This is a genomic window from Luteimonas suaedae (genome assembly GCF_008312895.1).
Classification (GTDB): domain Bacteria; phylum Pseudomonadota; class Gammaproteobacteria; order Xanthomonadales; family Xanthomonadaceae; genus Luteimonas; species Luteimonas suaedae.
Genome location: NZ_VSSP01000006.1, coordinates 104,232 through 121,802 on the forward strand (window position 1 = coordinate 104,232; position 17,571 = coordinate 121,802).

Here is a 17,571-nt window from a genome sequence, read left to right on the forward strand (position 1 = left end):
GACGGCATCGCATTCCACCGGAGGAGCAGCATGAAACTGATCACCGCCATCATCCGTCCATTCAAGCTCGACGAAGTGCGCGAGGCGCTCGGCGAGGCCGGTGTGTCGGGGCTCACCGTCACCGAGGTCAAGGGCTTCGGCCGGCAGAAGGGCCACACCGAGCTGTACCGCGGCGCCGAGTACGTCGTCGACTTCCTGCCCAAGCTGAAGATCGAGTGCGCCGTGTCCGACGACGCCTTCGACGGCGCGATGGAGGCGATCACCAAGGCCGCGGCGACCGGCAAGGTCGGCGACGGCAAGGTGTTCGTCACCACGCTCGAGCAGGTGATCCGCATCCGGACCGGCGAACTCGGCGCCGACGCGCTCTGACCCCACGCAGGAGACAACCATGACGATCCGACTTTTCTCCGGGTGGAAGGCCCGACTGGACCTGCTGGCACTGGCCGCCGCCTGCGGGCTGCTGCTGGCCGGCGTTGCCGGCGGCGCGTTGGCGCAGGAGGCCGCAGTGCCGGTGATGGAAACCGCGGCGCTGCAGGACGCGCCGGCGGCCGAAGACGCGGCCGCCGAGCCGACGGTCGACAAGGGCGACGTGGCCTGGATGCTGACCTCGACCTTCCTCGTGCTGCTGATGGTGGTGCCCGGATTGGCGCTGTTCTACGGCGGCATGGTGCGCGCCAAGAACGTGCTGTCGGTGCTGATCCAGGTGATCAGCGTGTTCTCGCTGCTGATCCTGCTGTGGGTGGCCTACGGCTACAGCCTGGCGTTCTCGGGCGAAGGGCCGTGGATCGGCAACCTCGACAAGCTGTTCCTGTCGGGGGTGACGCTGGACTCGCTGGCGGCGACGTTCACCGACGGCGTGGCCCTGCCCGAGTACGTGTTCGTGGCGTTCCAGGCCACCTTCGCCGGCATCACCGGCGCGCTGATCGTCGGCGCCTTCGCCGAGCGTGCACGTTTCGCCGCAGTAATGCTGTTCGCGGCGCTGTGGTTCACGTTCGGCTACCTGCCGATCGCGCACATGGTGTGGGCGGCCGGCGGCTTCCTGTTCGAGCGCGGCGCGCTGGACTTCGCCGGCGGCACGGTGGTGCACATCAATGCCGGCGTGGCCGGTCTGGTGGGCGCGTACTTCGTCGGCAAGCGCGTCGGCTTCGGGCGTGAGGCACTCAAGCCGCACAACGTCACCTTGACCTTCGTCGGCGCATCGCTGCTGTGGGTGGGCTGGTTCGGGTTCAATGCCGGCTCCAATCTGGAGGCGACCGCCGATGCCGCGCTGGCGTTCTTCAACACCATGGTCGCCACCGCGGCCGCGGTACTGGCGTGGGCGGCGGCCGAGAAGCTGATCAAGGGCAAGTCGTCGGCGCTGGGCGTGGCCTCGGGCGCGGTGGCCGGACTGGTCGGCATCACCCCGGCGGCGGGACTGGTCGGCCCGCTGGGCGCGATCGCGATCGGCGCGGCGGCGGGCGTGCTGTGCGTGTGGGGCGTCAACGGCCTCAAGCGCATGCTTCGCGCCGACGACACCGCCGACGTGTTCGGCGTGCACGCGATCGGCGGCATCGTCGGCGCCCTGCTCACCGGCGTGTTCCACGCGCCGGCGCTGGGCGGCACCGGCGACGCCGATTTCTCGATGGGCGCGCAGGTGGCGATCCAGGCGATGGGCGTGGCGTTGACGGTGATCTGGATCGGCATCGTCGCGGCAGTGGCGTTCTTCATCGCCAAGCTGGTGTTCGGCCTGCGCGTGGAAGAGGAAGACGAACGCGCCGGCTTGGACATCGCCGAGCACGGCGAGACCGCCTACGAGTACTGAGCGGGATCCACCTCCCCCACGAGGTGACGCGGGCGGCGGAGCGATCCGCCGCCCGCTTTCTTTTGGTCCTTCTCCCGATTGCCGGAACGAGCCCGCTGCTTCCGTAGGAGCGCGCCATGCGCGCGATGCCGCGGGTGCCGGCCGGATCCGCTGGACGCCGCGATTTTGGAGCGGCCGGCGCGCCGGTCACCGGAATTTGCGGGCGGCACGATGCCCGCGGCATCGCGCGCATGGCGCGCTCCTACGGAGGTGCGGTCTTGGACGGCATGCGCCGTTCCCTGGATCGGGAGAAGGATCTTCTTGATGCAATCCGCGCAGCGGACCGCCTTGCAATCCGCCGGCCAAGCGGGTGCAATGCGGCATGCGTTTCCGGATCCTGCTGCTCTCGTGCTGCATCGTCGCGTTGGCCGCGTGCACCCACGCGCCGCCACGCAATCCCATGGCGCACTGGGTGCCGTCGGACAACTACGATGTCCGTCGCCCGGTCCTGATCGTGATCCACTACACCGAGCAGGACTCGGTGGAGCGCAGCCTGCGCACCCTGCGCACGCGCAACAGCGGCGGGCGGGTCAGCGCGCACTACCTGATCGGCGACGACGGCACGCTGTACCAGCTGGTCGCGGACGAACATCGCGCCTGGCATGCCGGGGCCGGCAGCTGGGGTGCGATCAGCGACGTCAACTCCGCCTCGATCGGCATCGAGCTGGACAACGACGGCCACGAACCGTTCTCCGAGGCCCAGATCACCGCATTGCTGCGGCTGCTGGAGGACCTCACCACGCGGTGGCGCATCCCGCGTGAGAACGTGATCGGCCACGCCGACCTGGCGCCCGTGCGCAAAGTCGACCCCGGCGCACGGTTTCCGTGGAAGCGGCTCGCCGAAGCGGGTTTCGGCATCTGGCCGGATCCGGCGCTGGTCGCCGATCCGCCGCCCGGGTTCGACCCGATCCGGGCGCTGCGCCTGATCGGCTATCCGGTGGACGCCCCCGAGGCGACCGTCCGTGCCTTTCGCCTGCGCTTCCGTGGCCTCGACGGCACCGTGCTCGATGCCGAGGACCTGCGCATCCTGCACGCGCTGACCGCACCGCTGCAAGCGCCGGGCCCGACGCCCGTCGCCTCCCCGTAGGAGCGCGCCATGCGCGCGATGCCCCCGCCATTGCCGCGCCGGTGTCGTTTGTGATTCCCGCTGGCCGGCCGCGCTCTTCCGGCATTCGCCATGAAACCAAAGGAGCGCATCTTGCGCGCGATACGCGCGTCTCCCGGCCGCGCCGGCATCGCGCGCATGACGCGCTCCTACGGACGGCCACCGCCTGGCATCTGCGGTTGGAGTGCATCATGCCGCCATGAACGTCGAACAGCTCAAGGCCCTGTGCGCCGGCCTGCCGGGCGCCGAATGCCGCGCGCACGGCGCACCGGCCAACATCCTGGTCTATGCCATCGGCGGCAAGCGCTTCGCCCATTTCAAGACCAGCGATCCGGAGCGCTGGCGCTTCAGCCTCAAGGTGGCGGACGAGCGCTTCCTCGAGCTCACCGACGTGCCGGGCATCAAGCCGGCGCGCTGGCTGGGCCGCTACCACTGGATCACCATCGTCGACGTGCGCCGCCTGCCCGATGCGCATCTGCGGGAACTGGTGGACTGGTCCTACCGTAAGGCGTTGGCCGGGTTGAGCAAGGCGCGCCGGGCGCAGCTGACGGGTTGAACCACCCGGCTTCCCGGCGCTCGCTCATTGGCGTGGGCTGCCGAATCCGTAGGAGCGCGCCATGCGCGCGATACCGCGGACATTTCACCGCCTGTGGATTTCGGTGAGCGGCGCGGCTGCCGGTCTGGAATCGCGGCGTTTACCGGATCCTGCGGGCACCCGCGGCATCGCGCGCATGGCGCGCTCCTACGGAAGAGCCGCCGGCGCGCAGGCACCTTTGGCAAAGGCATCGCACGCGCTACGGCTCCACGCCTTTGCGTCCGCTCATTCCCGCGCTGGAAGCGTCTGCGCCAGCGCATCAAACCCGTCCCATGGATCCTTGCGCAGCCGTGCCGCGCGCCGCCCGGCTGCGGCCAGGTCGACGGCGTCCGGACGCGCCATCTTGCCCAGCTGCTCCCAGCGGATCGGCACCGCCACCGGCGCGCCTCGGCGCGCGCGCAACGACCACGACGCCACGCTGGTCTGGCCGCGGGCGTTGCGCAGCCAGTCGATGAACACCTTGCCGCCGCGCCTGGCCTTGGACATGGTGGCGACGTAGCGTTCGGGTGCGCGTTCCGCCATCGCCTGCGCGACGCCCTCACAGAAGCCGCGCGCCTCGTCCCACGACGGGCCCGGCGCGATCGGCACCACCACGTGCAGGCCCTTGCCGCCGGACAGCCGCACGAAACTCTCCAATCCGGCGCGCTTCAGCGTGCGGCGCATGTCGCGCGCCGCGGCGACGATGTCCGGCCAGCGCACGCCCTTGCCCGGATCGAGGTCGAACACCAATCGGTCGGGGCGCTCGGGCGCGTCGGTGCGTGAACCCCAAGGGTGGAACTCCAGCGTGTTCATCTGCACCAGGTCGAGCACGCCCCCGATGTCGTCGACGTAGAGGTAGGGCTCGATGCCGCTCTTCTGCCGCAGCGCGATCGCGTGCACGTGCCCGCCCAGGCTGTCGGCATGATGCTTCTGGAAGAAACACTCGCCGCAGGCGCCGTCCGGGCAGCGCAGCAGCGACAGCGGCCGGCCGGCCAGTTCCGGTAGCAGCCGGTCCGCCACGCCGCGGTAGTAGTCCGCCACGTCCTGCTTGGTGTACGTCGCGCCCTCGAACATCACCCGGTCGGCGCTGGTCAGCCGCATGTCGGCTTCTCCTCTACCAGGCGTCGCAGGCATGGTCGCGGGGCCGCGTACGTTCCGGCGCAGCCTTCGCCCGGTGTGCGCGGCCGGATTCGCGCGGCATCATCGTCATCCCGCCTTGCGCGCCGCCGTTTTCTTGGCGCCCTTGCGCGCGGTCTTCTTCGCCGCCTTCTTTGCGGCAGTCTTCTTTGCCGCCTTCTTCGCGGTCTTCCTGCCGCCGCTCTTCTTCGCCGGCGTGCGCTTCTTGCCGGCGATGCTCTTCTCGAGCAGCGACATGAAATCGACGACGTTGGTGGTGGTGTCCTCGGGTGCCTCGTACTCGGCGTCCTCGGCCTCGGCCAGCGCCCCCTTCGATTTCATCTTCTTGCGGATCACCGCCTCCAGCCGGGTGCGGAACTCGTTCTTGTAGTCGTTGGGCTTCCACTCGCCCGCCATCGATTCGATCAGCTGCTTGGCCATCTCCAGCTCCTTGCCGGCGATCCGGTAGTCGCTGGGGCTGCCCTCCGGCAGGCGGTAGTCGGCCGGATCCACCAGTTCCTGCGGGTAGCGCAGCAACAGCAGCATCAGCGCGTCGTCCTGGGGCAGTACCGCCGCCAGGTATTCCCGGGTGCGGATCACCACCCGCGCGATGCCGGCGCGGCCGGTCTGCTTCAACGTCTCGCGCAGCAGCACGTAGCCCTTCTCCGCCTTCTTCGCCGGGACCAGCACATAAGGTTTGTCGAAGTAGGGCAGCGGGATCGCGGCAGCGTCGACGAAGCTCTCCACCTCCACCGTCTCATGGCTCTCCGGCGCCGCCGAGGCGATGTCCGACTTTTCCAGCACCACGTAGCTGCCCTTGTCGTACTCGAACGCCTTGACGATGTCCTTCCACGGCACCTCCTCGCCGGTCTCGGCGTTGACCCGCTCGTAGCGGACCGGGGTGTTGTTGCGCGAATCGAGCATGCGGAAGTGCAGGTCGGTCTTGCGCTCGCCGGACATCAGCGACACCGGCACGTTGAGCAGGCCGAAGGAGAGGGTGCCGGTCCAGATCGGGCGCGCCATGGCAGCTCCGCGGGCGGGAAGCCCGACGCTACGGCCGCCCGGGTGAGACGCGGGTGAAACGGTACGCGCCCCGGATCGCGCGATGGCCACTCGCACCGGCCCGGTGCATGCACTACATTGGTGCGATGGCGCCGCCCCCATCCGCCGATCCGGCCTTCGACTCCCTGGTCACGCCAATGGCCTGGACTGACCGTCATGCCCGCATCGAGGGCTGCAATCCGGCGTTCGCGCGCTGGTTGGGGGTCAGCGCGCGGCGGCTGCTGGACCAGCCGTTGGCGGCGCTGGAGGTCGAGGGCGAGGCGCTGCGGCGGGCGCTGGTGGCGGACGCGGGCGATGGCGCCGAGCAGCTGCGGCTGCGGCGGATCGAACTGGCGTTCCTGGGCGGCGAGCCGCGTTTCGCCGACGGCTGGCTGTCGCGGCGCGAGGGCGGCGGCTGGATGCTGGAAGCGCATCCGGTCGACGAATTTCCCGGCGACGATCCGCTGCGGGTGTTGCCGAGCGCGCTGGCCGCTGCGCTGAAGGGCCTGGCGCACGAGTTGCGCAATCCGCTGGCCGGGCTGAAGGGTGCGGCGCAGCTGCTGGCGCGACGGGTGGACGACGGCGAGTCGCGCGAGCTGGTCGACCTGATCCAGTCCGAGGTCGCGCGCCTGACCGACCTGATCGACCAGCTGCTGGCACCGTCGCCGCCGCAGCCGCACGCCGCGCTCAACATCCACGGCGTGCTCGAGCGCGTGCTGCGGCTGGCCGAGCACGAGGCCGGCTGGGTGGTGAAGCTGATCCGCGACTACGACCCCAGCCTGCCCGACATGACCGGCGACGCCGACCGCCTGACCCAGGCGACCTGGAACCTGGTGCGCAACGCGATCCAGGCCGGCGCCGCCAACGTCACCCTGCGCACCCGCATCGAGCGCGGCGTGCGCATCGCCGATGCCGTGCACGCGCTGGCGCTGCGGCTGGAGATCGTCGACGACGGCCGCGGCGTGCCGGAGGAACTGGCCGAGCAGATCTTCCTGCCGCTGGTGTCCGGCCGCGCCGACGGCAGCGGCCTTGGCCTGGCGCTGGCGCAGCAGGTGGTGCGCGAGCATCGCGGCTCGCTGGCATATCGCTCGCGTCCCGGCCATACCGTGTTCACGCTGTTGCTGCCGCTGGCGGCGAAGGAGTCCTGCGATGATGCGACCTGAAAGCGAGAAACGAGTGGAGAGGAGTGAGAAACGAGTAAAAGCGGGCGGATCCGCCTTCACTCGTTTCTCACTTCTCGTTTCTCACTCCTCGTTTCTCACTCCTCGTCTTCCCCATGTCCGCTGAGCCCGCCCGCGTCTGGATCGTCGACGACGACCGCAGTGTGCGTTTCGTGCTGGCGGCAGCGCTGGGCGAGGCCGGCTACGAGGTTTCCGGCTTCGACTCGGCGCAGGGGGCACTGGAGGCGCTGCAGCGGCGGCCGGCGCCGCAGCTGCTGTTCACCGACGTGCGCATGCCCGGCGACGACGGCCTGGTGCTGCTGGACAAGCTCAAGGCCGCGCGACCGCAGCTGCCGGTGATCGTGATGTCGGCCTATACCGACATCGCCAGCACCGCCGGTGCCTTCCGTGGCGGTGCGCACGAGTTCCTGTCCAAGCCGTTCGATCTCGACGATGCGGTGGCGCTGGCGGCGCGCGCGCTCCGCGACAACGCGGGCGCCTCCGGCGACGGCGAGCCGGTCGCCGCCGACGAGGACACGCTGATCGGCGACACTCCGGCGATGCGCGACCTGTTCCGCGCGATCGGGCGCCTGGCGCAGGCACCGCTCAACGTGCTGATCACCGGCGAGACCGGCACCGGCAAGGAGCTGGTGGCGCGCGCCCTGCACCACGAGTCGCCGCGGGCGCGGCGGCCCTTCGTCGCCATGAACACCGCCGCAGTGCCGTCGGAACTGCTGGAGAGCGAACTGTTCGGGCACGAGGCCGGGGCCTTCACCGGGGCCGGCAAGCGCCATGTCGGCCGCTTCGAGCAGGCCGACGGCGGCACCCTGTTCCTGGACGAGATCGGCGACATGCCGCTGCCGCTGCAGACCCGGTTGCTGCGGGTGCTGGCCGAGGGCGAGTTCTTCCGTGTCGGCGGCCGCGAACTGATCCGGGTCGACGTACGAGTGGTCGCCGCCACCCACCAGCAGCTGGAGGCACTGGTGGCCGACGGCCGCTTCCGCGCCGATCTGCTGCATCGCCTGGACGTGGTGCGGCTGCGGTTGCCGCCGCTGCGTGAGCGCCGCGCCGACGTGCCGCGCCTGGCCGATGCATTCCTGCGCGCAGCCGCGGCCCGGTTCCAGGCACCGGTCAAGCAGTTCGACCGCGCCGCGCGCGAACGCCTGCTCGCCTACGACTGGCCCGGCAACGTGCGCGAACTGGAGAACCTGTGCTGGCGCCTGGCGGCGCTGGCCCCGGGCGACACGATCGACGCGGCCGACCTCGACAGCGCGCTGTCGACGGCGCCCTCTCCCGCCGTCGAGACGTCATGGGAAGACACGCTCGGGCGCTGGGCGCGCGAGCGCCTGGCCGCCGGTGATTCCGACCTGCACGCCCATGCGCGCGAGCGCTTCGACCGCGTGCTGCTGGAGGCGGCGCTGGCGCACACCGGCGGCCGCCGCGCCGAGGCCGCGGCGCGCCTCGGCCTCGGCCGCAACACCGTCACCCGCAAGCTCGCCGCCGGCCGCAAGCGGCACTGAGGCCGACGGGGCAAGCGGTTGGCGCGGCCGCGGGTATGGCATCGCGACCGATGCATGTGCAAACGGAATTCATGGTGCGCTGAGTCGCGCGGCGCTATGGTGTCGCGCATCTCCACTGCCGCCGCCTGCCATGCGCTCGATCCTGCCTGTCGTTGCCGTATTGCTGCTCTCGGCCTGCGCCAGTGCACCCGCGCCTCGCGCGCCGCAGCCTCCTGCGCTTCCGGCAGCGCCGGCGCTGGCGACGATCGGGACCGCCAGCGAAGCGGTGGCCAACCTGGCGTCGGCGTCGGGTAGCCTGGTCAGCGGCCGCGTCACCCTGGTGCCCGCCGACGGCGGCGTGCGTGTCACCGGCGAGATCGGCGGTCTGGTGCGCAACGGCGCGCACAGCCTGCAGGTACACGAGCGCGGCGACTGCAGCGCCGCCGACGCCGCCAGCGCCGGCCCGTACTTCGATCCGCAGGCCGGCGCCGAACAGCGTGGCGTGGTCGGCGGCAATCGCGATCGTATCGTCGCCGACGCCGAAGGCCTGGCGCGGGTCGACCTGCTGCTGCCGGGCGCGGTGCTCGGCGGCGGCGCGCCCAACGACATTGCCGGGCGCGCGCTGCTGGTGCTGGGCGCCACCCCCGGCGCGTTCAGCGCGCGCGTGGCCTGCGGCGAGGTCCAGGTGACGCGATGACGGCCGGGTGACGCCGGCGGGCGTATGGTCGGACATCGCGTCCGACCGATGCAGAGACATCCGACACCAACCGAAGGAGAAACCCGATGCGCAATTCCCGTGTACTGCTGTTGACACCGGCCTTGTTCGCGCTCGCCGCATGCACCCCGTCCGGCGATCCGGCGACCGAAGCGGAGATCGCCGCCGAGACCGCCGAATCTGAGCAGACCGCGACGCCCATGCCGGACGAGCCGATGGCCACCGCCACCACCGCGCGGGCGACGCTGCAGCCAACCGCCGGCAATGACACCAGCGGCGAGCTGACGTTCACCGCGGAAGACGGCGCGATCCGCGTCAGCGGTGAGGTCCGCGGCCTGCCCACCGGCAGCGCGCACGGTTTCCACGTGCACGAGACCGGCGACTGCAGCGCGCCGGACGCGACCAGCGCCGGCGGCCATTTCAATCCTGACGACAGCGACCACGGCCGCGTCGGGCAGGGCGAGCACCACGCCGGTGACAGCGACAACATCACCGCCAATGACGAAGGCGTGGCGATGATAGACGCGCAGCTACAGGGCGCGACCCTGGGTGACGGCGCCGCCACCGACATCGCCGGCAAGGGCGTGATCGTGCATGCCGATCCGGACGACTACACCAGCCAGCCGACCGGCAACGCCGGTGCGCGCCTGGCCTGCGGCGTGATCGAGGTGATGTAGCGCGGCCGCAAAAAAAGCACGGTGTCCGCGCACCCGTAGGAGCGCGCCATGCGCGCGATACCGCGGGTGCCAGAAGGATCCGGTGGATGCCGCGATTCCGACCGGCAGGCGCGCCGGTCACCGTGCGGGCGGCGAACTGCCCGCGGCATCGCGCCCATGGGGCGCTCCTACGAGGATCCGGGCTCAGGCCAATTCGTCGTGCGGGTCGACGCGCGAGCGGCAGTGGCTGTAGGTGACGGGAATGCCGTGCGCCTGCAGCAGTGCGGCGAGTTGGCGCTGGCGTGCCTCGAACCGGGCAAAGCCGCGTTCCAGGCGCGCCTCGTCCTCGTCGTCCGCGGCATGGCGGGCGCGCCAGCCGTCGGGCGAGAACAGGGCGATGCGGACTTCGCCGGCGATGTAGTGCAGCAGCGGTTCCGGCGGGGCGTCCAGCCACGCTTCCTCGTCCGGCGCCAGTAGCGCGGTCTCCAGCAACGGCCACAACGCCGCCAGGCCGGCGTGCTCGTACTGCAGCGCGGTCATCGCGCACAGGTCGTGCAGGGTGAGATAGCGCGCATGTTCGACGCGCAGGCCGAAGGCGTCCTGTGCACGCAGCGCGGTTTCGGCACCGGCCATGCCACGCTCCATCAGCGCCTGTTCGAACTGCGCGCCGACGCCGGCCACGGCCGCCGCCTCGCCGGTCAGGACCAGCGGCAGTAATCGCAGCGGCCCGCCGGCGTGTTCCTGCGCAGGCGCCAAGGCTTCCGGCAGGCGATCGCGGTGGGTGCCGAAGGCGATCACGCGTGCGCCGGCTTCGCCCGGCGCCCGCGCGGACAACCGTTCCAGTTCGCGGTGCAGCGGCCAGCCCGGGCGCAGCAGCTCCACCGGGTCGTAGTGCGCGCCGACCAGGGCGAGGTCCAGTTGCGCGGCGTCGGCGGCGAAGCCGGCCAGGTCGCGCGCGATCAGCGTCGCCAGGGCGCCGGCTTCGTGCTGGGCCAGCGCGGCGTGGCGCGCGCTGCTGCCCGGCGCCAGTTCCAGCGCCAGGGCGGCACGCACGGTCGGAGGGTTCAGCACGGATTGGGTCATCGTGATTGGCCGTGCACGGCGGCGGCGTTAGACTGATTACATTATGCCCGTCACCCAACCGACGGGCTCCGTCGCGAGGTGTTCTCGATGCCGCAAGGTCGTCCCGTTGCCGTGCTCGGCGGCGTTCGCATTCCGTTTTGCCGCCAGAACACCGCCTATGCGGACGTCGGCAACCTCGGCATGTCGGTACGCACGCTGGGCGCCCTGGTCGAACGCTTCGGGCTGCACGGCCAACAGCTGGGCGAGGTCGCGATGGGCGCGGTGATCAAGCACGCCAGCGACTGGAACCTGGGACGCGAGGCGGCGCTGTCGTCCGGGCTGTCGCCGCTGACGCCGGGCATCACCCTGCAGCGCGCCTGCGGAACCTCGCTCGACAGCCTGATCACCGTCGGCAACAAGATCGCCGTCGGCCAGATCGAGGCCGGGATCGGCGGCGGCTCCGACACCACCTCCGACGTGCCGATCGTCTACGGCCAGAGTTTGCGCCGTCGCCTGCTGCGTGCCGCGGCGGCGAAGACCACTGGCGACAAGCTGGGCGCCTTCCGCGGCTTCCGCCTGCGCGAACTCAAGCCCGACTTCCCCGGCGTGGCCGAACCGCGCACCGGCAAGTCGATGGGCGAGCACTGCGAGGACATGGCCAAGGAATGGAACATCGCCCGCGACTCGCAGGACGAGCTGGCGGTGGCCTCGCACCACAAGCTGGCCGCGGCCTACGAGCGCGGCTTCTTCGACAACCTGGTGGTGAGCTTTCGCGGCCTGGCGCGCGACAACATCCTGCGCCCGGACACCTCGATCGAGAAGCTGGCCACGCTGCGGCCGGCCTTCGACCGCACCACCGGCCGCGGCACCCTGACCGCGGCCAACTCCACGCCGCTGACCGACGGTGCCGCCGCCTGCCTGCTGGCCAGCGAGGACTGGGCGCGCACCCATGGGCACGAGCCGCTGTGCTGGCTGCGCGATGCGCACGTGGCCGCCGTCGATTTCGTCCACGGCGAGGGCCTGCTGATGGCGCCGACCGTGGCGGTGGCGGAGCTGCTGCGGCGCAACGGCCTGGCGCTGCAGGACTTCGACATCTACGAGATCCACGAGGCCTTCGCCGCGCAGGTGCTGTGCACGCTGCGCGCCTGGGAAAGCGAGGACTACTGCCGCAACCGGCTGGGCCTGGAGGCGCCGCTGGGGCGGATCGATCCGGCGAAGATCAACCCGGTCGGCTCGTCGCTGGCCACCGGTCATCCGTTCGCCGCCACCGGCGCGCGCATCGTCGCCACCGCCGCCAGGCAGCTGGCCGAGCGTGGCGGCGGCCGCTGCCTGGTGTCGATCTGCACCGCCGGTGGCATGGGCGTGGTGGCGATCCTGGAACGCTGAAGGGCTAGGAGTGAGTCACTAGGAGTGAGAAACGAGTGAGCGCGCGGTTCCGACGACGCCATTCTCGTTTCTCACTCCTCGTTTCTCGTTTCTCGCTTCATTCGCGTAACCGCGGCATGCCGTGCTCGTCGCGGTCCTCGCCGGCGGCCTCGTCGAAGATGCGCTGGCGCAGGTCGCGGTCGGCGAATGCCTCGATCGGCTCGCCACGGCCGGCACGCAGCGCATTGCGGTAGCACAGCCGCGCACGCGGTTCGTCGCCGTGCGCCTCGTAGCCGTGGGCGAGCGCTTCCCAGGCGTCGCTGCCGGCACCCTGGGCCAGGGCACGGTGCAGATAGCCTTCGGCCTGGCTCCACTGGCCCTGCTCGCGCGCCAGGCGCGCCAGGGTCAGCAGCAGCGCCGGGCTCGACGGGTGCTTGCGCAGCCAGCGTTCGGCGACTTCGCGGCGGTGCTCCAGCCGGCCCAGCGGCAGCATGCCGTAGCGCTCGGCGAGGGTCTCGTCCCAGCGTGCATCCAGGGCCTGCTCCAGGCTCTTGGTCGCGGCTTCCTCCCAGCGCAGCGCCGCGGCGCGGTCGGCGTAGGCGGCGACCGCCGCCGGTTCCGCCCGCAGTGCCTTGGGCAGCGCCTCCCAGCGGTCGGCGAGCACGTTGGCGTCGTCCGCCTCGCGCAGCGCCGCGGCCGCCCACTGGATTTCGTAGTCGGCCAGGCGCGACTCCGGCAACGCCTGCTGCTGGCGCAGCGCACCGAGCAGGCCGTAGGCCTGGGCGGCCTGTCCGGACGTGGCCAGCGCCTCGGCGCGCAGGGCCAGGCCGCGCGGCGGCAGCGGCTGCGCCGCCGGCGCGTCGAGCGCGACCAGCGCGTCGGTGGGGCGGCCTTCCGCCAGCGCCAGCTCGGCGGCGGCGATCGCGCGCGATCCGGCGTGGCGCTCGCCGAAGCCGTCGAGCTGTTGCCGTGCCCGCGCCGTGTCGCCGCGGGCCCAGGCGGCGTGGGCGGCAGCCACCCGCGCCGGGCCCTCGGCATGCGGATCCTTGGCGGCCTGCGCCAGCAGCTTTTCGGCGCGGGCGTAGTGCCCCTGGTGCAACGCCTCGAAGCCGTCGCCCAGGCGCGCGCGGCTCTGGCGATCACGGTGCCGGTTCCAGCTCCGGAACGGGAAGCTGAGCACCCGCCACAGCAGCCACAGCACCAGCAGCGCCAGCACCGCGATGCCGATCGCCTTGACCAGGGTGGTGGTGTAGTCGTAGCCGCCGTAGCGCACCAGCACGAAGCCATGGTCCTGGGTGAGCAGCATCTGCGCCAGCAGCGCGCCGAGCACCGCCAGGACGATCCAGAACAGCAGGTTGCGGAACAGGTTCATGTGTCGGGGCTCCTTGGCATCCGAGACACGGTAGCCCGGTTCATGTCGGTGGCGCGTGGAGCCGCTGGTCGGAGTGGAATCCGAGACCAGGGACCCGTGTCCGAGATCAGTAAAGATCCGGACTCGGAAATCGGAATCAAAAGAGTCGGACGTCCGTTCGTTCGCCATCCCAGCGCAAGCTGGGATCCGGGTTCTGAGGTTCCCCCTGTTTTCCTGCAATCGATTCAACGGCTTGGCTGCTTTCCCCCTTTGAAAAAGGGGGGTTGGGGGGATTTGCTCGGTGCCCGGCCAAGCAACAGCAAATCGCTTTGCGATTCCCGGCCCCCGCGTAGCGCGCGGGAGCGCTCAAGCCGCCGCAAGCCTGCGGCTTGCAAACGGCGGCTTTGCCCCCTCAATCCCCCTTTTTCAAAGGGGAAGATAGGCTGCGAGAAATGTGGGGAAACCTCAGATCCGGGTTGTTTTCCCGCGACGTCTAAATGGATCCCAGTTTGCGCTGGGATGGCGAGCAGGGCGCTACGCTTTTCCCGATTCCCGATTCCCGATTCCCGATTCCCGATTCCCGATTCAGCGCCGCGCACGCAGCGTGCGCAGCTGTTCCAGGCTGCTGCCGAGCGTGGGCAGCGCCGGCGACAGCGGCAATTGCCGCAGTGCCTTCAGCTTGGCGCGTTGCGTGCGCAAGGCCGGCGAGTCCGGCCACAACCGCGTCAGCCAGGTATCGGCGCGGGCCAGCGCCGCCCGCAGGCCTGCCTCGTCGCGGCGCTCGATCGCGGCCTGTGCCAGGGTGAGCTCCAGCTGCAATGCGGCCAGCCCGGCGGCGCGGTCGGCCGGTTCCACCGCCAGTACGTCGTCGCTGCGCCGGACATCGACCAGGCGCACGAACGCGCGTTGCCACCAGGTCGCGGCATCGGCGGCATCGGCGGGCGCCTGCACCGGCAGCGCGGCCAGCGCGGCCGTCAACGCATCTAGGCGACCCGCCGCGACCCGGCGCGGATCGTCGCCGAGTGCCTCGAGCGCGGCGCGTTCCTGGGCCAGGGTCTGCCGCAGGTCGACCAGGGCGGGATCGGCGTCCTCGAGCTCGGCCAGTTGCTGCGCCGCCAGTGCGTAGGCGCGACGGGCGCCATCGAGATCGCCCGCCAGCTGCAGGCGCTGCTGGCCCTGGCCGAGCAGCAGTGCGATCTCGTCCAGCCGCAGCGCCCGGGCCCCGGACCGCGGCGGATCGGCCAGCGCGGCCAGTTTATTCTCCAGGTTTTCTTCGAGAATCGCGGCGCGCTGGCCGATGCCGAGCAACTCGTCGCGCAGCACCCGGTTGGTGGATTCGGCCTGTTGCAGGCGCTGGCTCTGCGCGCGCAGCTCGCCGCGCACCCGGTCGCTGCGCGCTTCCAGCGCCGCCAGCCGCTGGAGAGTGTCGTCGGCACCGGCGCGACGTGCGTCTTCCTGCGCCGTCCACCAGCGCCAGCCGGCCCAGCCGCCGCCAAGTACCAGCACCAGCACCAGCCACCACGCCAGGCCGCCGCCGCGCGTGCGCGGGGCGCTCGGCTTTGGGGTGGGTTCGGGGGCGTCGTTCATGGGGAGTGCGATCCGGGGCAGGCCGGCATGCGCCGGTCGCGCGATGCTACCGGATCGCCGGTTCGATGCCGCGCTCCTGTGCCGCCGCCAGCAGCGAACGTGGCCGCGCATCGGCGGCGACCGTGATGTCGGCAAAGCCATGGCGGCGGGCCAGCGTCGCCAGTCGCGCGCTGGCCGCGAGCACGCGCGCCCTGCGCAGGCGCGCAGTCACGTCGGCCGGCAGTGCGGCGAGGCTGCGTTGCAGCGCCTCGCCACTGCTCAGTGCCAGCAGCAGCGGCGCGGTCGTCGCGCGCAGGCGCGCCAGCGCGCGCGGCGAAGGTGCGACCGCGACCCGCGCATACACGTCGGCGCGCAGCACGCGCGCGCCGCGCCGGCGCAGTTCGGCGGCGATGTGGCCGCGGCCGCCGGGCGCGGTGATCAGGCCGACGTCCGTTCCGCGGACCTCGCGCAGCGCCGGCAGTGCCAGCACGCCTTCGCTGTCCATCCGCGCTGGCGCGATCGCCCCGTCGATTCCGGCGCGGCGCAGCGCGTCCCGGGTGCCGGCACCGACCCCGAGCCAGAGCTGCGCGCGCCGCGGCCGCAACGGCAGCAGTGCATGCGCGGCGCGTACCGCGGCCGGGCTGGTGAAAATCACCCGCGACGCCGACAATGCGCGCCGCAGCGCGCGTGCGCTGTCGGCGTCGTCGCGCGCGACCAGTCGCCACGGTGACAGTGCGAGCACGCGCGCACCGTGTCGCGCCGCCGCCTGCCGCAATCCCGCGTGACTGCCGACGGGTCGCAGCGAGATGACGTAGCATCCCTGGAGTGCCGCGGAAGCCGTCGTGCCTGCCATGCGCGCCAGCTTGCTGGCTGCCGGCAGCGCCCGCAAGCCGCGTATGCACCCAACCCCGGTTCCCCAGACATGCCCCAGATCAGGACTCCTTTGCGGATGACTCTCGATGAATCCCTGCAGGCGCTCGACGCCCACTACCAGGCGATGCCGCCGGTGGCGGCGATGCACGTGCGCGTCGCCGGCTACGACGGCGAGCGCCTGCGCCTGCACGCGCCGCTGGCGCGACACCTCAACGACAAGGGCTGCGCCTTCGGCGGCAGCCTGGTCTCGTTGATGACGCTGTCGGCATGGGGCCTGGTCTCGCTGCGCGTGCAGCAGGCCGGGCTGCAGGCCGATGTCTATGTCGCCGACACCGAGGTGCGCTACCTGGCCCCGCTGTTCGCCGACCTCGAGGCCGAGTCGCAGCTGGCGCCCGAGGGCTCCTGGGACGACTTCACCACCACGCTGCGGGTGCGCGGCCGCGCACGCACGACCCTGGTCGCGCGCGTGCCGCTGCCCGAGGGCGGCGTCGCCACCACGGCCCGCGCGCGATACGTGGCAATCGCAAAGCGGTAGCATCCGCGGAACAACCGGAGGGGAAGACAATGCGGATCATGGGCAAGGGCGCGCTGTTGCTGCTGATGGCGCTGGTGCTGGCCGCATGCGCCAGTGGCGGCAAGAAGATGAGCGAGCTGCAGCGGCTGCAGTACGCGTACTCGGCGGCGATCCGCTGGGGCGACTTCGAAGGGGCGTGGAATCTGGTGGACCCGGAGTACCGCGAGGCCAACCCGATGACCGAGCTGGAGTTCGAGCGCTACAACCACGTGCAGGTCTCGGCCTACCGCGAGCGCGGCGCGCAGGTACTGGACGACGGCACCGCGGTGCGCGAGATCGAACTCGGGGTGATCAACCGGCACAACATGACCGAACGCTCGACGCGCTACACCGAACAGTGGCGCTACGACCCGGAAACCGGGCAGTGGTGGATCAGCAACGGCCTGCCGGACCTGTGGGCCGGCCAGTAGGAGCGGCCCATGGCCGCGAAGCCGCGGGAGGCTGCAGCGGGATCGGCGGTGATTCCGGGCGCATCCGGCGACGCCGGTATCGCGCGCATGGCGCGCTCCTACGGCGGGGCTGGGCCCCGCTGACGATGGGCGCTTTGCGCTGCGTCCCGCGCTGGGCGACAATCGCCGCCCGCTGTCTCCTGCATCCGGTCCCGTGAATCTCGAAGAACTGCTGGCGTTCGCCGGCCGCCACCAACTGCTGTCCCTGGCCCTGGTCGGCGTGACCCTGGCCCTGATCGCGACCGAGGTCGCGCGCCTGTTTCGCGGATACAAGGGGCTGCGCCCGGCGGAGCTGACCTCGCTGGTCAACCGCGACAACGCGCTGGTGGTCGACCTGCGGCCGATGGCCGATTTCGAGAAGGGCCACATCCCCGGTTCGAAGAACGTCCAGATGAGCCAGTTCGATCCGGAGAGCAAGCAGCTGAACACGGCCAAGGCGCTGCCGGTGGTGCTGGTGTGCAAGACCGGGCAGACCGCATCCGGCGCCGCGTCGCGGCTGAAGAAGGCCGGCTTCGAGCAGGTGTACGTGCTCGACGGCGGCATCGCCGGCTGGCAACAGGCCGACCTGCCGCTGAGCAAGGGCCGCGGCCGCTGAGTCATTCGCGCGTCGCAGCGCAATGCCATA

General features: G+C 71.2%; 18 protein-coding genes. 12 read left to right on the plus strand and 6 right to left on the minus strand.

The window, feature by feature from the left end; translation table 11 throughout:
- The first annotated feature begins 30 nt into the window (after positions 1 to 30).
- The 4 genes from FXO19_RS10995 to FXO19_RS11010 all read left to right on the plus strand — a co-directional run bounded on the left by FXO19_RS10995 (position 31) and on the right by FXO19_RS11010 (position 3,501).
- Positions 31 to 369, plus strand: a complete 339-nt coding sequence (locus tag FXO19_RS10995; RefSeq protein ID WP_149195141.1) for a P-II family nitrogen regulator — start codon at positions 31 to 33, stop codon at positions 367 to 369.
- 19 nt (positions 370 to 388) lie between these two features.
- Positions 389 to 1,801, plus strand: coding sequence for an ammonium transporter (locus tag FXO19_RS11000; RefSeq protein WP_149195142.1), 1,413 nt, complete (start codon positions 389 to 391; stop codon positions 1,799 to 1,801).
- 361 nt (positions 1,802 to 2,162) lie between these two features.
- On the plus strand, positions 2,163 to 2,927 hold the full coding sequence (locus tag FXO19_RS11005) for an N-acetylmuramoyl-L-alanine amidase (protein ID WP_149195143.1): 765 nt from the start codon (positions 2,163 to 2,165) through the stop codon (positions 2,925 to 2,927).
- 217 nt (positions 2,928 to 3,144) lie between these two features.
- On the plus strand, positions 3,145 to 3,501 hold the full coding sequence (locus FXO19_RS11010; RefSeq protein ID WP_149195144.1) for an MmcQ/YjbR family DNA-binding protein: 357 nt from the start codon (positions 3,145 to 3,147) through the stop codon (positions 3,499 to 3,501).
- A gap of 264 nt (positions 3,502 to 3,765) precedes the next feature.
- On the opposite strand, the gene ligD is transcribed toward FXO19_RS11010, so the two are convergent.
- Entirely contained in the window at positions 3,766 to 4,620 is an 855-nt protein-coding gene (gene ligD, locus FXO19_RS11015; RefSeq protein ID WP_425481466.1) for a non-homologous end-joining DNA ligase, read from the minus strand.
- Between the two features lie 105 nt (positions 4,621 to 4,725).
- The gene (ku, locus tag FXO19_RS11020; RefSeq protein ID WP_149195146.1) at positions 4,726 to 5,658 is read right to left on the minus strand and encodes a non-homologous end joining protein Ku; all 933 of its coding nucleotides are present in this window, start codon (positions 5,656 to 5,658) and stop codon (positions 4,726 to 4,728) included.
- Positions 5,659 to 5,765: 107 nt separating this feature from the next.
- Between ku and FXO19_RS11025 the strand changes: the two genes are divergently transcribed.
- The 4 genes from FXO19_RS11025 (at position 5,766) to FXO19_RS11040 (ending at position 9,727) form a co-directional block, all read left to right on the plus strand.
- Positions 5,766 to 6,839 carry a two-component system sensor histidine kinase NtrB gene (locus FXO19_RS11025; protein WP_149195147.1) on the plus strand — a complete coding sequence of 358 codons (1,074 nt, stop codon included), beginning with the start codon at positions 5,766 to 5,768 and terminating at the stop codon, positions 6,837 to 6,839.
- A gap of 113 nt (positions 6,840 to 6,952) precedes the next feature.
- Positions 6,953 to 8,356: a nitrogen regulation protein NR(I) gene (gene ntrC / locus FXO19_RS11030; protein WP_149195148.1), complete on the plus strand. Its 1,404-nt coding sequence runs from the start codon at positions 6,953 to 6,955 to the stop codon at positions 8,354 to 8,356.
- 130 nt (positions 8,357 to 8,486) lie between these two features.
- Positions 8,487 to 9,032, plus strand: coding sequence for a superoxide dismutase family protein (locus FXO19_RS11035; RefSeq protein ID WP_149195149.1), 546 nt, complete (start codon positions 8,487 to 8,489; stop codon positions 9,030 to 9,032).
- 86 nt (positions 9,033 to 9,118) lie between these two features.
- On the plus strand, positions 9,119 to 9,727 hold the full coding sequence (locus tag FXO19_RS11040) for a superoxide dismutase family protein (RefSeq protein WP_149195150.1): 609 nt from the start codon (positions 9,119 to 9,121) through the stop codon (positions 9,725 to 9,727).
- 183 nt (positions 9,728 to 9,910) lie between these two features.
- On the opposite strand, the gene FXO19_RS11045 is transcribed toward FXO19_RS11040, so the two are convergent.
- Positions 9,911 to 10,789, minus strand: a complete 879-nt coding sequence (locus tag FXO19_RS11045; RefSeq protein WP_149195151.1) for a hypothetical protein — start codon at positions 10,787 to 10,789, stop codon at positions 9,911 to 9,913.
- 87 nt (positions 10,790 to 10,876) lie between these two features.
- Between FXO19_RS11045 and FXO19_RS11050 the strand changes: the two genes are divergently transcribed.
- Positions 10,877 to 12,154 (plus strand): acetyl-CoA C-acetyltransferase, encoded by a 1,278-nt coding sequence (locus FXO19_RS11050; protein ID WP_149195152.1) that lies wholly within the window; start codon positions 10,877 to 10,879, stop codon positions 12,152 to 12,154.
- Positions 12,155 to 12,251: 97 nt separating this feature from the next.
- On the opposite strand, the gene FXO19_RS11055 is transcribed toward FXO19_RS11050, so the two are convergent.
- From FXO19_RS11055 to FXO19_RS11065, 3 genes are all read right to left on the minus strand, one after another.
- The gene (locus tag FXO19_RS11055; protein WP_149195153.1) at positions 12,252 to 13,505 is read right to left on the minus strand and encodes a heme biosynthesis HemY N-terminal domain-containing protein; all 1,254 of its coding nucleotides are present in this window, start codon (positions 13,503 to 13,505) and stop codon (positions 12,252 to 12,254) included.
- Positions 13,506 to 14,069: 564 nt separating this feature from the next.
- Positions 14,070 to 15,071, minus strand: a complete 1,002-nt coding sequence (locus FXO19_RS11060) for a uroporphyrinogen-III C-methyltransferase (RefSeq protein WP_149195154.1) — start codon at positions 15,069 to 15,071, stop codon at positions 14,070 to 14,072.
- Positions 15,072 to 15,117: 46 nt separating this feature from the next.
- A complete protein-coding gene (locus tag FXO19_RS11065) occupies positions 15,118 to 15,903 on the minus strand; it encodes a uroporphyrinogen-III synthase (RefSeq protein ID WP_149195155.1) in 786 nt (261 codons plus the stop codon).
- Positions 15,904 to 15,999: 96 nt separating this feature from the next.
- On the opposite strand from FXO19_RS11065, the gene FXO19_RS11070 reads away from it, so the two are divergent.
- The 3 genes from FXO19_RS11070 (at position 16,000) to FXO19_RS11080 (ending at position 17,541) form a co-directional block, all read left to right on the plus strand.
- Positions 16,000 to 16,458: a YiiD C-terminal domain-containing protein gene (locus tag FXO19_RS11070; protein ID WP_149195156.1), complete on the plus strand. Its 459-nt coding sequence runs from the start codon at positions 16,000 to 16,002 to the stop codon at positions 16,456 to 16,458.
- Positions 16,459 to 16,496: 38 nt separating this feature from the next.
- Positions 16,497 to 16,907: a hypothetical protein gene (locus tag FXO19_RS11075; protein ID WP_149195157.1), complete on the plus strand. Its 411-nt coding sequence runs from the start codon at positions 16,497 to 16,499 to the stop codon at positions 16,905 to 16,907.
- 193 nt (positions 16,908 to 17,100) lie between these two features.
- The gene (locus FXO19_RS11080) at positions 17,101 to 17,541 is read left to right on the plus strand and encodes a rhodanese-like domain-containing protein (protein WP_149195158.1); all 441 of its coding nucleotides are present in this window, start codon (positions 17,101 to 17,103) and stop codon (positions 17,539 to 17,541) included.
- The last annotated feature ends 30 nt before the right edge of the window (positions 17,542 to 17,571 follow it).

What these genes read in the sequence shown, in the direction of transcription:
- FXO19_RS10995 (WP_149195141.1), top strand. Translation starts at nt 31, where the DNA reads ATGAAACTGATCACCGCCATCATCCGTCCATTCAAGCTCGACGAAGTG.
- FXO19_RS11000 (WP_149195142.1), top strand. Translation starts at nt 389, where the DNA reads ATGACGATCCGACTTTTCTCCGGGTGGAAGGCCCGACTGGACCTGCTG.
- FXO19_RS11005 (WP_149195143.1), top strand. Translation starts at nt 2,163, where the DNA reads ATGCGTTTCCGGATCCTGCTGCTCTCGTGCTGCATCGTCGCGTTGGCC.
- FXO19_RS11010 (WP_149195144.1), top strand. Translation starts at nt 3,145, where the DNA reads ATGAACGTCGAACAGCTCAAGGCCCTGTGCGCCGGCCTGCCGGGCGCC.
- ligD (WP_425481466.1), bottom strand. Translation starts at nt 4,620, where the DNA reads ATGCGGCTGACCAGCGCCGACCGGGTGATGTTCGAGGGCGCGACGTAC.
- ku (WP_149195146.1), bottom strand. Translation starts at nt 5,658, where the DNA reads ATGGCGCGCCCGATCTGGACCGGCACCCTCTCCTTCGGCCTGCTCAAC.
- FXO19_RS11025 (WP_149195147.1), top strand. Translation starts at nt 5,766, where the DNA reads ATGCACTACATTGGTGCGATGGCGCCGCCCCCATCCGCCGATCCGGCC.
- ntrC (WP_149195148.1), top strand. Translation starts at nt 6,953, where the DNA reads ATGTCCGCTGAGCCCGCCCGCGTCTGGATCGTCGACGACGACCGCAGT.
- FXO19_RS11035 (WP_149195149.1), top strand. Translation starts at nt 8,487, where the DNA reads ATGCGCTCGATCCTGCCTGTCGTTGCCGTATTGCTGCTCTCGGCCTGC.
- FXO19_RS11040 (WP_149195150.1), top strand. Translation starts at nt 9,119, where the DNA reads ATGCGCAATTCCCGTGTACTGCTGTTGACACCGGCCTTGTTCGCGCTC.
- FXO19_RS11045 (WP_149195151.1), bottom strand. Translation starts at nt 10,789, where the DNA reads ATGACCCAATCCGTGCTGAACCCTCCGACCGTGCGTGCCGCCCTGGCG.
- FXO19_RS11050 (WP_149195152.1), top strand. Translation starts at nt 10,877, where the DNA reads ATGCCGCAAGGTCGTCCCGTTGCCGTGCTCGGCGGCGTTCGCATTCCG.
- FXO19_RS11055 (WP_149195153.1), bottom strand. Translation starts at nt 13,505, where the DNA reads ATGAACCTGTTCCGCAACCTGCTGTTCTGGATCGTCCTGGCGGTGCTC.
- FXO19_RS11060 (WP_149195154.1), bottom strand. Translation starts at nt 15,071, where the DNA reads ATGAACGACGCCCCCGAACCCACCCCAAAGCCGAGCGCCCCGCGCACG.
- FXO19_RS11065 (WP_149195155.1), bottom strand. Translation starts at nt 15,903, where the DNA reads ATGGCAGGCACGACGGCTTCCGCGGCACTCCAGGGATGCTACGTCATC.
- FXO19_RS11070 (WP_149195156.1), top strand. Translation starts at nt 16,000, where the DNA reads ATGACTCTCGATGAATCCCTGCAGGCGCTCGACGCCCACTACCAGGCG.
- FXO19_RS11075 (WP_149195157.1), top strand. Translation starts at nt 16,497, where the DNA reads ATGGGCAAGGGCGCGCTGTTGCTGCTGATGGCGCTGGTGCTGGCCGCA.